The sequence below is a fragment of the Psychrobacter faecalis genome, from assembly GCF_016107575.1.
Lineage (GTDB): Bacteria > Pseudomonadota > Gammaproteobacteria > Pseudomonadales > Moraxellaceae > Psychrobacter > Psychrobacter faecalis.
Genome location: NZ_JABAST010000011.1, coordinates 1 through 13273, shown reverse-complemented (window position 1 = coordinate 13273; position 13273 = coordinate 1). Strand labels below are relative to the sequence as shown.

General features: G+C 43.3%; 13 protein-coding genes, 1 tRNA gene and 1 other RNA gene. 3 read left to right on the top strand and 12 right to left on the bottom strand.

All coding sequences use genetic code 11. From position 1 onward, the window contains the following. Positions 1-32: 32 nt before the first annotated feature. From era to coaD, 11 genes are all read right to left on the bottom strand, one after another. The gene (era, locus tag JFC07_RS05275; RefSeq protein ID WP_227678264.1) at positions 33-1196 is read right to left on the bottom strand and encodes a GTPase Era; all 1164 of its coding nucleotides are present in this window, start codon (positions 1194-1196) and stop codon (positions 33-35) included. Positions 1197-1372: 176 nt separating this feature from the next. Then, entirely contained in the window at positions 1373-2170 is a 798-nt protein-coding gene (gene rnc, locus JFC07_RS05270) for a ribonuclease III (RefSeq protein ID WP_068405869.1), read from the bottom strand. Between the two features lie 150 nt (positions 2171-2320). Beyond that, positions 2321-2716: a DUF4845 domain-containing protein gene (locus JFC07_RS05265; protein WP_191691159.1), complete on the bottom strand. Its 396-nt coding sequence runs from the start codon at positions 2714-2716 to the stop codon at positions 2321-2323. A 186-nt stretch (positions 2717-2902) separates the two neighbouring features. Next, entirely contained in the window at positions 2903-3805 is a 903-nt protein-coding gene (gene lepB, locus JFC07_RS05260) for a signal peptidase I (protein ID WP_144297547.1), read from the bottom strand. A 102-nt stretch (positions 3806-3907) separates the two neighbouring features. Beyond that, on the bottom strand, positions 3908-5707 hold the full coding sequence (lepA, locus tag JFC07_RS05255) for a translation elongation factor 4 (RefSeq protein WP_068405877.1): 1800 nt from the start codon (positions 5705-5707) through the stop codon (positions 3908-3910). A gap of 308 nt (positions 5708-6015) precedes the next feature. Continuing rightward, positions 6016-6092: transfer RNA gene (locus JFC07_RS05250), tRNA-Met, on the bottom strand. Between the two features lie 138 nt (positions 6093-6230). After that, positions 6231-6597: RNase P RNA component class A (rnpB, locus tag JFC07_RS05245), an RNA gene on the bottom strand. A gap of 89 nt (positions 6598-6686) precedes the next feature. Further along, a complete protein-coding gene (gene bioD, locus JFC07_RS05240) occupies positions 6687-7406 on the bottom strand; it encodes a dethiobiotin synthase (protein ID WP_191691162.1) in 720 nt (239 codons plus the stop codon). Then, the gene (gene bioA, locus JFC07_RS05235; protein ID WP_191691163.1) at positions 7403-8740 is read right to left on the bottom strand and encodes an adenosylmethionine--8-amino-7-oxononanoate transaminase; all 1338 of its coding nucleotides are present in this window, start codon (positions 8738-8740) and stop codon (positions 7403-7405) included. Before bioA ends, bioD begins: the two co-directional genes overlap by 4 nt. 3 nt (positions 8741-8743) lie before the next feature. Further along, positions 8744-8992, bottom strand: coding sequence for a YfhL family 4Fe-4S dicluster ferredoxin (locus tag JFC07_RS05230; protein ID WP_191691164.1), 249 nt, complete (start codon positions 8990-8992; stop codon positions 8744-8746). Between the two features lie 122 nt (positions 8993-9114). Beyond that, positions 9115-9624: a pantetheine-phosphate adenylyltransferase gene (gene coaD, locus JFC07_RS05225; RefSeq protein ID WP_191691165.1), complete on the bottom strand. Its 510-nt coding sequence runs from the start codon at positions 9622-9624 to the stop codon at positions 9115-9117. A 249-nt stretch (positions 9625-9873) separates the two neighbouring features. Between coaD and smpB the strand changes: the two genes are divergently transcribed. Beyond that, the gene (gene smpB, locus JFC07_RS05220; RefSeq protein ID WP_068405891.1) at positions 9874-10350 is read left to right on the top strand and encodes an SsrA-binding protein SmpB; all 477 of its coding nucleotides are present in this window, start codon (positions 9874-9876) and stop codon (positions 10348-10350) included. A gap of 117 nt (positions 10351-10467) precedes the next feature. On the opposite strand, the gene rarD is transcribed toward smpB, so the two are convergent. Next, positions 10468-11490, bottom strand: a complete 1023-nt coding sequence (rarD, locus tag JFC07_RS05215; protein WP_225211631.1) for an EamA family transporter RarD — start codon at positions 11488-11490, stop codon at positions 10468-10470. A 260-nt stretch (positions 11491-11750) separates the two neighbouring features. Here rarD and JFC07_RS13340 point away from each other — a divergent pair, with 260 nt between their 5' ends. Together JFC07_RS13340 and JFC07_RS05205 are read left to right on the top strand one after the other, a co-directional pair. Then, positions 11751-12218 (top strand): Lrp/AsnC family transcriptional regulator, encoded by a 468-nt coding sequence (locus JFC07_RS13340; RefSeq protein ID WP_191691167.1) that lies wholly within the window; start codon positions 11751-11753, stop codon positions 12216-12218. A gap of 137 nt (positions 12219-12355) precedes the next feature. Continuing rightward, positions 12356-13117, top strand: a complete 762-nt coding sequence (locus JFC07_RS05205; protein ID WP_227678265.1) for a YidX family protein — start codon at positions 12356-12358, stop codon at positions 13115-13117. Positions 13118-13273: the final 156 nt, after the last annotated feature.

The window sequence follows — 13273 nt, the reverse complement described above, 5'->3', positions numbered from 1 at the left end:
AACATCTACCCACCATGCTTTTTTAATCGTGCTTAATATCCTAAACTGGTCAAAGCGCGCTCATCATCAGACCAGCCGCGTTTCACTTTCACCCACAGTGTTAACATGATTTTTTTATCAAACAGCTGTTCCATGTCTTTACGTGCATCCATGCCTACTTGTTTGATACGCTGACCCTTATCACCAATGACAATCGCTTTTTGTCCGCTACGCTCAACATAAATGGTCGCATCGATAAAAGTGACCGCTTTACGCGGACGGCCAGTTTTGGGGTCAATATGCGCCGCTTCGTCTTTAAAGCCATCAATCTGTACTGTCAAATCGTAAGGTACTTCATCACCGGCACTACGCATGATTTTTTCGCGAATAATTTCACTGGCTAAAAAACGCTCTGAGCGATCGGTAATCTGCTCGCTATCATAGATAGGGTCGGCGATTGGCAAATGCGAGGCTATCACTTCTTGCAAGCGGTCTAGGTTTTGATTTTTTAAAGCAGAAACAGGAACGATATCAGCGAAATCAAAACTTTCATTAAACGTTTCGATCAGTGGTAACACGCTACCTTTATCTTTTAGCGTATCGGCTTTATTAATCACCAATACTACGGTCAGATTGGTATCGCCAAGCTTTTGTAGGGTCAACAAATCGTCATCACGCCACTGATCTGAATCAACCACAAATAACACCAAATCAACATCAACCAATGCAGAGACGGCTGCTTTATTCATACGCTCATTGATAGCGCGTACCTCATTGCGATGAATACCTGGGGTATCAACAAACACCGCTTGCATCTCGTCATTAGACAAAATGCCATGGATACGGTGGCGGGTAGTTTGCGGTTTACGCGAGGTAATAGACAGCTTTTGACCCAATAAATGGTTCATCAAAGTTGATTTACCCACATTTGGGCGACCAACAATCGCCACATAACCGGCTTTAAAACCTTCAGCGACATGGGCATTGTTATTTGATGAAAAGAATTCTTCTATCGTCGTATCATTATCTAACGTCGTATCTTCGGTGTTATCAACTTTTAGATTGGTATCGTTTAATCTGACGTTGTTTTTCTGCCCGTCATCTTGTACAACGCCATTTGCTGCAGTCGCATTTTGGCTTGAACTCATATCTGGGTTTTCGGTCATATTTTTGGCATTATCTTCATTATTTAATGGCAAGTCATGCTGATTGCTCATGGATTAATCCTTGGAGGTTGTCATCAGTTATGCCACTTATTAATTGTTTAAAGAAAGGCGACATAAAACTGATCATGTTAAAAGTTATTTCAAAAAACGACTCATTGAAATCATTTATTAAAACCATCGAATTTAGCATTAGAGAAAATGGTTTTTAAAAAATTAGCTTTAAAAAACTAGGTACGTCTTTTTGGCTGTCCTGGCAGTTTATGTAGCTGATTAATCATTAATTCTGCTGCTTTTTGCTCAGCGATACGGCGGCTTTCACCAGACTCGGTAATATCAGGGCAATTATTTATATTAACCTGACAGCGCACCACAAAGATTTGGTGCGGAGCGTTACCACGGGTTTCCATCAGCTCATAATGTGGCAAGTCAAACTGCTTAGATTGCAGCCATTCTTGTAATCGGCTTTTAGCGTCTTTTAGCGCTTTTTGGTCACTGACATTGTCTATGAGATCACCATACCACGATAGCACGCACGCTCGGGTAATATCCATATCTTGACTGTCTAAATAAATAGCGCCTATCAATGACTCTACCGCATCTGCCAAGATGGAAGCACGATTGCGCCCGCCCCCTTTTCGCTCACCAACGCCCAATATCAAATGATTAGACAGCTCTAAGTTTTGCGCAATAATCACAAGCGATTCCTGCCGTACCAATGTTGCCCGCATGCGCGTCAGACGGCCTTCATTTTGCGTCGGATAGCGGTGATACAATGCTTCACCGACGATCATCCCTAATAAAGCGTCGCCCAAAAACTCCAAGCGCTCATAGTTTTTCTTACTATCAAAGGAACGATGGGTAAGCGCCAGTTTAGGCAAGCTTAAATCATTAAACACATAGCCCAACTTGCGCGACAAGATCGCTAACCGTTGAATAAATTCTGCGCTAATAATAAGCGTGTCATCAGACACGCTATTTTTATGGGGATTGGGAACCGCCTGAGGAGACTGCGAAGTTGGTTTCATGCGTGGTCTGTGTGTATCCCTTTTTTTCAGTGGTAAATATAATGAAATACCAGTGTTTTAGAAATTGGTTAGAAAATTAAAAATAACAAAGTACTTTATTACTTTGATTTTAACGCTTTAAGTTCTGATATATAAGCTTTAATAGTTAAGTTATTCAGCAGTAGTAGCATCAATGTCGCCTTCAAAGCGATTAACGATATCGATATTACCAAAAAAATTATTGGTGGTTTCATACTTTTTATGAATAGCCAGCTGACCTGGTTTTTTATCGGTAAAAGTAAACACTTCTTCTGCTTTGGTATCATAATCGGCGTTAATAGACAGCTGCTTATTCACGCGCTCTACAAACTGCTTGGCCGTTTCTTTATTGGCATTGGACTCTTTAAGCTGCGCACTTAAGGTTTTTGTCAATTGGTAATCGCCAATTTGCGCTGGTGCAATAGCGACGAGCAATTTAGCCGCCACGCCCAAAACGATAATGATAAAAACGACACTCGTTACACTAGCGCCGCGCTGCGAAGACAAACCAGATAACTGCTGCACCATAAGACCTCTCAAGGGGTAAGTTGCTATAGGTAAACTGCCATATTTAGAAAACTGTCTTGTTAACCACCTTTAATATGATGGTTTTTATCAAACAACCATCATATTAGCACAAACTATTATCGGTACATTATTCTTTAGCACAGCATTATTCTTTAGCGAGCGTTACTCTTTAACGCAGCAATAATATCAATCAATACTACCATTGCGCTTAAAGGTTGGTAAGTTAAGACCGGGCGGTTTATGCATCCAAATATAGACCGCTTTACCCGCTAAATTATCATCGGGCACAAAACCCCAAAAACGTCCATCAGCACTACGGTCGCGGTTGTCACCCATTACAAAGTAATGACCTTCTGGCACTTTGATACGCCACTCTGTGCCTTCAGAGCTGACCACTTCCGGCGATTCTTGCTGTAAAAACGGCGCGTACTGCGAGCTATTCATATCCGCTAAATAGCGAACCAAGTGTTTGTTGTCGCCTTGAATCTCTTCAAAGTACTTTGCCTCACTTTCTTCTTGCTGCCCCATTCGTATGGCATTGTCTTCACTCAAGACCTGTCCGGGTGCCACTTGGCCGGCTGGATATAGCTGTGAGGTCAGCTCAGCATCGGCGTCAAAATTGACCGCTTTGGTAGGAACTGGCGTGTCATTAATTGCAAGTGTCCCTTGATTATAACTGACGGTATCGCCCGGCAAGCCAATCACGCGCTTAATATAGTAAATACTTGGATTTTCTGGGTAGCGGAAAACGGCCACATCGCCATGCTCAGGCGCGCCTGTATCAAGCACTTTATTATAAGTCAGCGGCAGACGTACGCCATACGCGTATTTATTGACCGCGATAAAATCACCCGTGTACAAGGTTGGCACCATCGACGATGAAGGAATATTAAACGGCTCAATCAAGAACGAGCGCACTATTAACACCACCGCCAACACTGGGAAAAAATCATACGCCCAACGTACCAGTAAGCTTTCTTTGCCGCGACCGCGGGTTTTACGCTGTTTGAGCGTCAGCTTCTCTAATAGCCAAATAATACCTAAGCCGAGGGTTAATGGCACTAAAATTAAATTAAAATCAAAATCCATACGAATTTGCCTATTAACGAGCTGAAAATCAAACCACGGTTGCAGTAAAGCTGTCTATGCCGAATATTGCTGTGTTTTTATCTTTTAAAAGATAATGAACGTTTAATTATCAACCTGCAAGACGGCCAAGAAGGCTTCTTGTGGAATCTCGACGTTACCCACTTGCTTCATACGTTTTTTACCAGCCTTCTGTTTTGAGAGCAGCTTTTTCTTACGTGAGACGTCACCGCCATAACACTTCGCTAGGACGTCTTTACGCATGGCTTTGACGGTACTACGACCGATAATTTGACTGCCAATTGCCGCTTGAATCGCCACATCAAACATCTGACGTGGAATCAATTCTTTCATTTTAGTAACCAGCTGATTGCCACGGAAACGCGCTTGATCTTGGTGTACTATCATCGCTAAGGCATCGACTTTATCGCCATTGATGAGGACGTCAACTTTGACTAATTTATCAGCTTGATAGCGCTCGAAATTATAATCGAGCGACGCAAATCCGCGTGACACTGATTTTAGGCGGTCAAAGAAGTCCATGACCACCTCGCCCATCGGAATATCAAAAATCAACTGCACTTGACGACCCATAAAACGCATATCGACTTGGACGCCGCGGCGCTCAATACATAGTGTCATAACGTTACCCAAGTAATCTTGCGGCACTAAAATCTGACAGCGGGCAATTGGCTCACGGAACTCTTCGATATTATTTGGTTCAGGCAATCTTGACGGGTTATCTACGTAAATGACTTCGCCGTTCTTCTTTTCAATCTCATAAATAACCGACGGCGCGGTGGTGATTAAATCCAAGTCATATTCACGCTCTAAACGCTCTTGGATAATCTCCATGTGCAGCATGCCTAAGAAGCCACAGCGAAAACCAAAGCCGAGCGCGTCGGAGGTATCAGGCTCAAAGTATAGCGACGCATCATTAATCTGTAGTTTTTGCAGCGCTTCACGGAATTTTTCAAAATCACTAGAATCTACTGGGAACATACCAGAATAAACTTGCGGCGTGATTTGCTTAAATCCAGGAATGCGCTCAACATCAGGCGTACTGGCATGGGTAATCGTATCACCAACAGGTGCACCAGCAATATCTTTGATTCCTGCGATAACAAAGCCTACTTCGCCCGCTTGTAAAATACCTGTGTCTACAGGTTTCGGGGTAAAGACACCAATTGAGCCCACTAAGTGCGCCTCTTTGGTCGACTTAATATACAGCTTATCGCCTTTTTTAATCGTTCCTTCACGCACACGTACTAAAGACACCACGCCCAGATAGTTATCAAACCATGAGTCGATAATCAATGCCTGTAGCGGTGCATCACGGTCGCCCGTTGGCGCAGGAATAAATTCAACCAAGGCTTCTAGCAGTTTATCGACACCAAGACCGGATTTTGCTGAGACGCGCGGCGCATCAACAGCATCAATACCGATAATGTCTTCAATCTCTTGAATCACGCGCTCAGGCTCAACTTGCGGCAAGTCAATTTTATTTAAAACCGCCATCACCTCTAAGCCTTGGTCAACAGCGGTATAACAGTTGGCAACCGACTGTGCTTCAACGCCTTGTGCGGCATCAACGACCAATAGCGCGCCTTCGCAAGCCGCTAATGAGCGTGAGACCTCATAAGAGAAATCGACGTGACCGGGCGTATCAATGAAGTTTAGCTGATAACGCTCACCGTTAGGATGATCATAAAACAAGGTCACAGACTGAGCTTTAATAGTGATGCCGCGCTCACGCTCAATGTCCATAGAATCAAGAACTTGCGCCTGCATCTCACGATCTTGCAAGGCACCACACATTTGAATAAAACGGTCAGCAAGGGTCGACTTGCCGTGATCAATGTGGGCAATAATAGAAAAGTTACGAATATTGGCTAATGCAGTCACAAAGCGCCTACTAAATAATGGAGGATTGAATAACGGATATACATAGTGTCAGATGGCAACCGTCGAATACATACTTATAGCTCATACTGGCCAATACGCCAAAAGAGACAGATTAAGTACCTACTGTATTGCCGCAATTGATATGCCCACAGCGCAAATGACTAACTTTTATGACGCGCAGGCATACGAAGGTATTCTAGCAGTTTTCCGCTATAAAGTAAGTTGATTTTGTCAGCAAGCAAAAATCAGGCAAAAAAAAACCAATCATAAGATGATTGGCATTTTATTACTGCTGGTCTTACTAAATATGGTGGCGATGAAGAGACTTGAACTCTTGACCTCACGATTATGAGTCGTGCGCTCTAACCAGCTGAGCTACATCGCCATTTAAGGCTCGGTATAATACCGATAGAGAGGACTTGCGTCAACCCCTAATTAGCATTTTTTGCGAAAAATACGCATTTCATCCAAATTAACGGTAAATATGCATAATACTAACGATAAAAACGAACCGCAAAACAAAAAAGTTGGTAGACCGATAAGCCGGGTTCTGTCGTGGACGATCATTCCTCTAGGCGTATCATCGCTGATACGCTCAAGCAACCTACCCGCATCGAACGCGGGCCGCGCCATATCGATGCCTATTTGGTCTTGCTACGCGTGGAGTTTACCCTGCCGTGAGATGTTGCCATTCACGCGGTGCGCTCTTACCGCACCCTTTCACCCTTACCGATAATGTCTTGCGACACCAAAGGCGGTCTGCTCTCTGCTGCACTTGTCGTCAAGTTACCCTGCCCAGCCGTTAGCTGGCACGCTGCCCTATGTAGCCCGGACTTTCCTCCCCTGCGCATCTGTTGCCAGTGTGCAGCGGCGATCGCCTAGTCTACCAAGCGCGCTAGTATAGCAAAATTAGTATCAGGTGTGGAAAGTGTTTTGCGCTTATTTATTTGTTGTTATAAAACCATTTAAATAAAAGCGTTTAAATAAAATCTAGCGGTAAAGCTAAACTATCATTACCTATAGTGCTATTTGTTTGTTGCGCCATTTGTAACCAATAGCTGTTTGGATAATGGCGCGCTAAGTAGTTTTTTAAATAATCAATCGTACTATTGGCAATCTCATCATCTGTCTGAGCGGCATTATCATGAATATGGTTATAAATCACGCTATGCAGCGTTAAGCCGCGCGCTTTAATCGCCTCTAAACTCAGTAAAGTATGATTTATACTACCAAGCCGCCCTGAGGTTACCAACACAACTGGATAGTCTTGCTCAGCAATATAATCCAAGGTTAATAGTTGTTCAGTGATTGGTACCAGTAACCCGCCAGCGCCTTCTAATAGTACCGCGTCGTAGCTTTGTTGCAATTGCTGCGTAGTTTTAGTGATGACTTTGGGGTCTAGAACGTCGTTAGCAAGCTTGACAGATAAATGCGGCGACGCGGGTTTTTCATAACGATACAGACAAGTGGTAAAGTCTAAATCACAAGGCTGCAATGGAATTCCCATTAATTGACGATGAGTGACAATATCATCTGCAATATTCATTTTACCACTAGCTGAATCGATACTAACGCCTGTTTGTACCAGCTTTTGAGTGATGACGCTAATGCCTTGCTGCATCAGCGCTTTCGCCATCATACCTGTGGCATAAGTCTTGCCAATATCGGTATCAATGCCGGAGATAAATAGCACACTCATAGCGAAACTCTGTTGGTCGTAGACATTTGACCCAAATAAATAGTGACGACAGTTAGGAGCGCTTGGCACAACGTCACCAGTTCGTCATCGCTAATGACATAAGGCGGCATAATATAGACCAATTTGCCAAAGGGTCTGACCCAAATGCCATTGTCAATCAGCAAAGATTGAAAAACTGGCATATCAACCGCCTCATCTAGCTCAATCACAGCGACCGCGCCTAAACAACGAACATCCGCAACGCCATTTAAATTTGCCGCTGTGGCTAGCTGCTCATCCATGATAGTTTGCATATTTGCCGTACGCGATTCGATATCATAAGACAAGATTAAATCAATCGATGCACAAGCGACTGCGCAGGCCAACGGATTACCCATAAAGGTCGGACCATGCATCAGGGCTGGATAGTCGCTTTGGCTAATGGTTTCGGCAACCTCACGGGTACAGAGGGTCGCTGCAAAGGTCATATAGCCGCCTGTTAGCGCCTTGCCAATGGTCATAATATCAGGACTAATATTGGCATGTTCGCAAGCAAATAGCTTGCCGCTACGCCCAAACCCAGTGGCGATTTCATCAGCAATGAGCAGTACGTCATTTTCATCACACAATCGGCGTAATAGTTGTAGATATTCTGGACTATAAAAGCGCATACCACCTGCGCCTTGAATAATAGGCTCAATAATAAATCCGGCAAGCTGAGCGCTATGTTTAGCAAAAAACGTGGTTAATTCATCACGCTCATTTTGAGCCAGCTCACGCTCAAATCCTAATGGCGGTGCAGGGACAAAATGCTGCAAAGGCAATTGTTTACCATACAGGCTATGCATGCCGCCGACTGGGTCACAGACACTCATTGCATGCCAGGTATCGCCATAATAGCCAGAATGGGTCGAGGCAAATTGGTTTTTATTAGTACATCCGGCTGCAATTTGATACTGCAGCGCCATTTTTAGCGCCACTTCGACTGCAATGCTGCCGCTATCAGCATAAAATATCGCATCAAGACCATCAGGGACAATGGATAATAATTTTTTGCCTAAATCTATGGCTGGCTGATGGGTCAAGCCGCCAAACATCACATGCGCCATTTTGCCTAATTGTGCAATCATCGCTGTATTGAGCACTGGATGATTATAGCCATGGATACTCGCCCACCATGACGACATGCCGTCAATCAGGCGTATGCCATCGTTAGTAACGATATAAATACCTTCGGCATGGTCGATGACGATATTAGGATAGGTGGGCGGCAAGCTGGCATAAGGATGCCAAAGGTGCTGTTGGTCGAAATCGCTGGTTGAAAGGCTACTCGTTGAGCGGTCAGATCTCTTCATTTTTTATTTGCCAGTAATGCGTTTGTATTTTGCCAATAAATCGCTTTGGGTTTCGACGTGGTCTGGGTCATGCGGGATACAGTCGACAGGACAGATGACCACGCATTGCGGCTCATCAAAATGACCGACACACTCTGTACATAAATCAGGGTCGATGACATAAATATCATCGCCCTCTGAGATGGCTTCATTTGGGCAAGCAGGCTCGCAGACATCACAATTGATGCATTCATCGGTAATTAATAACGCCATAAACTGCTCCTTATTTGCTAGCAGTTGATAAAAAATGATTACGTCCGTGGCTTACGATTATGCTTAATATTAAACCACCAACTCATCATTAAAGCTTAACTTAGTAATCGTTTCACTAAATGTTAGCTGCTGAGTTTTTCTATAAAAGCTTCTGAGACGCAAGGTGGCACAAATTTCGTCACATCGCCGCCAAGTTTGGCAATTTCACGAATCATAGTCGATGAGATAAACGAGTAATTTTGCGACGGCGTTAAAAATACCGCTTCAAAATTCTCATCAAGCTCGCGGTTCATATTGGCCAGCTGAAACTCATATTCAAAGTCTGACATCGCGCGCAGACCCCGTAATACGGCGGTGGCATTTTTTTCGCGCATAAAATCGACCAGCAAGCCTTCAAAACCAATCACCGACACTTGCGGCAAATCCGTAAATACCGTCTCGACCAAATGCACGCGCTCTTCAAAGTCGAATAAAGGTTTTTTGTGATGACCAGAGGCCACGGCGATGACGACCTCATCGAACAATTTAGCCGCGCGTTTAACCAAGTCGACATGACCGTTGGTAATCGGGTCAAAGGTACCAGGGTATAAAATTTTGGTATGCAATTTTGATGAAGTAGCAGGAAGGCTCATAACAGGGCTAATATGGTTAATGATAATGACCCATATGCTAGCAAATTTTGCTCAAACTTCCTACTTATCTGCTACATTTGTCCTAACAGCCGATTTACCTTTTCGCTGTGCGCTTTGCTACAATAGTCGGTTCGACTCATCGCTCTTAATAGGTAAAAAAAATATCTACATTTAAGGGCTAGAATGAGGAACAGTTAGACAGGGACAATTTATACAAACCATGTATATAAAAGTCCTTATGGAGAAATTATGTCAAAAAAATCAAAAAAACCTGACAATCAAATCTGTGCCAATAAAAAAGCTCGTCACGAGTATTTTATTGAAGAAACCTTTGAAGCAGGTCTATCGTTACAAGGCTGGGAAGTGAAGGCCATTCGCGCTGGTAAAATGACCATTACCGAAGCATATATTATCTTTCGTAATAATGAGGCGTTCTTGTTTGGCGCCCATATTCAGCCGCTGCTTTCAAGCTCAACGCATGTCAGCCCTGATAGCATCCGTACCCGTAAGCTGCTGCTCAATCGCCGCGAAATTGAGAAACTCATGGGCGCGGTCAATCAAAAAGGCTATGCCTGCGTACCCTTATCTTGCTATTGGAAAAACTCCTTAGTGAAATGCCAAATTGCGCTTGCCGTCGGTAAAAAGCAGCATGATAAACGTAAAACGCTAAAAGACCGCGACTGGGAGCGTGATAAGCAGCGCGGCTTTAAGCAGCATTTGGATTAAAAAACGTTGTAAGTGATACGTTTTAATCTAACGCAAAAAGGACGATTCAGCATATTGTTGAGTCGTCCTTTTTTATGACATTGCTATGGTAAACTTATTAATTTAACGGAGCAAATTTTAGACCGTTTGGGCTATTTTGCTCACTTTTGACTCTTTATGCGCACGGCATAATTGACGGATACCGTGCGCGATTAAGCAAGCGATTCCGAGCCAAATTAAGCCATAACTATAAATCATCGCTGATTCAAAAGGATTGCCCAAGACAGTGATTGCTAAGATAAATAATAACGCCGGCTCTATATAGCTCATCATACCGTAGACGTTGACAGGGAGCATTTGACTGGCATCAACATTGGTCTTCATCGCGAGCACGCTAAGCATACCAAGTCCTGCCAACATCATGATAAAAAAGCTAGAGCTGCCAACCAATCCTAAACTGCTCGGCGCAACAAATAATAAATAGGCGACGGCAAACGGTGCAAAGATGGTCAAATCCACCAGCAAACCTGTAATCGCGCCGATACCTTGTAGGCGGCGTAAGATATAATAAACAGGATACGTGCCGCACACCCATAATGTCGCCCATGACACGCTTTGGGTACGCACAATCTCACTACCGACGCCGACTGCGGCAAAGCCAACGGCCAACCATTGCAGACGGCTTAACTTTTCGCCAAATAGGACGCAACCAAACACCACCATCATCAGTGGAAAGAGAAAATAACCCATCGCGGTTTGCACACCTTGACCATTAACTGGTGCCCACATAAACAGCCAAAACTGACTGAGAAATATCGGCGTTGGTAATAATAACCATACCCACTGCTTTACCGTGCGCAGCGCCTTTAATTTATCAACATGCAAACCTAAACGCCCGCTAATGAGCAAATACCCTATTAGCGCCGCCCACATCGCTAGCATACGCCAGATAAAAACTTGCGTACCTGACAATGGCGCCAAAAAACTGCTATAGGCATAAAGCACACCAAATAACAGGTTTGATAATATCGCCAGCGCCACGCCCATTATCAATGTACGTTGCTGTTTGCTACCTGCCGTCCAAACAGCAGGCAACGGCAAGCGTGAAACGGTAGCTGTGAGCATATTAGTAGAGACATTAGAGGGCGTTAGGTTCGACATGATAAGCACCGTAAATATAAATAGACGTTAGAAGGCTTAGCGATTGTTTTTATTTTTGCAAACGGAGTTATTAATAAGCTTTGTTTAATAACGTCTATTTTACTAAGGTGCTATGAGATATTATTTCTATATAAGTATTTATTCGAATAAATTTACTTCAATTACTACCAAAATCCAGTTATTTTCTTGCATTTAGATTAATAGCAATAATATTTATAATAAAAACCTTAATATTTGTGATTTTCTAGGGAAGAGATACTGTGAGCCATATTTTAGACGATACCGATAAAGCGATTTTAAATTTGCTACAGGACGATGCGACTTTGCCGTTAAAAACGGTCGCAGAACGTGTACACGTTTCTATCGCTACCGCTCAGCGCCGTATTCAAGCATTAATAGATAGCGGTGTGATTACCAAACAAGTCGCTATCGTTGACCCAAATAAGGTCGGTTACGGACTTACGGCGGTGGTTATGATAGAGATGTCGCGCTCCAATACCTCGATGCAGCATCGATTTGAGCGCTTGATGCATGACCAACCGCGAGTAATGAGCTGCTACGAAGTGTCAGGAGATGCGGATTTTATGTTGATGGTCAATGCCAAGAACATGAACGATTATCATGAATTTACCCGTAATTTGCTGACTTACGAGAACAATGTGCGCAGCTTTAAAAGCCAGTTTGTGATGAACTTTACCAAGAGCGGCACCAAGATTTTGCTTGATTAATAACAGCTAAAAATCCCGTGCAATTTTTATCATGAATAAGAGTGGATAAGCCATCGCTAAAAAAGGTACGATAGCAACGAATGTTTGGCATTAAATGCTAGATAAATTATCAACCGTATAGCAGACAAGGAAGCCTGATGATGAGTAAAAAGATACCGCCTATCGATCCCAATAATAATGCTCAGACCCTATCGAAGTTATTAAACCCAAAAACCTTATTAACAGGCGCATCACTTGCGGCATTGCTTGCTAGCTCAGGCTGCGCCACCAGCTCTTTATTAGAAAGTGACAATCACGTCAGCAGCAAAACTAGCAAGCAAATCTTGTCTGAAGACCAAATTGTCGCTTTTGGTCGTCCTGCAAAGGCATTACCAAAAACGCCCAACGCCACCATGGTCATCGTCGGTGAAAAAAATAGCTATGTGCTGACCCAAGGCGGGACGGAAATGATTGGCTTATTAAGCAATATGACGCCAAAAAATATCCACGTCGATAACGACATGAGTTTTTATGTGCCCAACAATGATGGCTATTTTCAGGGTGAAATGAAGCTGTCGTATGCCAAGTTAAAAGATGAATTCCAGCGCTCAGACTATCAATTCTTTTTGCAAAATAATGGCCGCGACTGTACTTCAGTCAGCGACCAACGCATCAATGCTCAGCGCTTTTGCTTTAGTGTGCCTGTTAAAGGCGCTATCTATCCGCAAGTGAGTAATTTAAGCTTAATTCAATCTAATTACCGCGCTTTAAGCAAACCTTATACGGTCAGTTTTTATACCCAAAGTCAGCAACAACAAGTCTCTCGCAGTGGTGCTAATACCGCGCAAAAGCTGGTGTTATTGCCCTTTGCCCTTGCTTTTGATGTCGTTACCTTTCCCTTCCAGCTTTTAGATCAATAAATTTTTCAGTTTAACTCATACATAAACAAAGAAGGGTTGCAAACAGTTAAATAAAACATATACAAACCTACCTATTTATTACTATAATAGATAGATTATATCTATAATATAGAGAGCAAGTTATGGGGAAACTGGTTAGTATTGGGGAGGCTGCCA

What these genes read in the sequence shown, in the direction of transcription:
- rarD (WP_225211631.1), bottom strand. Translation starts at nt 11,490, where the DNA reads ATGTCGAACCTAACGCCCTCTAATGTCTCTACTAATATGCTCACAGCT.
- era (WP_227678264.1), bottom strand. Translation starts at nt 1,196, where the DNA reads ATGAGCAATCAGCATGACTTGCCATTAAATAATGAAGATAATGCCAAA.
- coaD (WP_191691165.1), bottom strand. Translation starts at nt 9,624, where the DNA reads ATGAGCCTTCCTGCTACTTCATCAAAATTGCATACCAAAATTTTATAC.
- bioD (WP_191691162.1), bottom strand. Translation starts at nt 7,406, where the DNA reads ATGAGTGTGCTATTTATCTCCGGCATTGATACCGATATTGGCAAGACT.
- JFC07_RS05230 (WP_191691164.1), bottom strand. Translation starts at nt 8,992, where the DNA reads ATGGCGTTATTAATTACCGATGAATGCATCAATTGTGATGTCTGCGAG.
- JFC07_RS05205 (WP_227678265.1), top strand. Translation starts at nt 12,356, where the DNA reads ATGATGAGTAAAAAGATACCGCCTATCGATCCCAATAATAATGCTCAG.
- smpB (WP_068405891.1), top strand. Translation starts at nt 9,874, where the DNA reads ATGTCAAAAAAATCAAAAAAACCTGACAATCAAATCTGTGCCAATAAA.
- bioA (WP_191691163.1), bottom strand. Translation starts at nt 8,740, where the DNA reads ATGAAGAGATCTGACCGCTCAACGAGTAGCCTTTCAACCAGCGATTTC.
- rnc (WP_068405869.1), bottom strand. Translation starts at nt 2,170, where the DNA reads ATGAAACCAACTTCGCAGTCTCCTCAGGCGGTTCCCAATCCCCATAAA.
- JFC07_RS05265 (WP_191691159.1), bottom strand. Translation starts at nt 2,716, where the DNA reads ATGGTGCAGCAGTTATCTGGTTTGTCTTCGCAGCGCGGCGCTAGTGTA.
- lepB (WP_144297547.1), bottom strand. Translation starts at nt 3,805, where the DNA reads ATGGATTTTGATTTTAATTTAATTTTAGTGCCATTAACCCTCGGCTTA.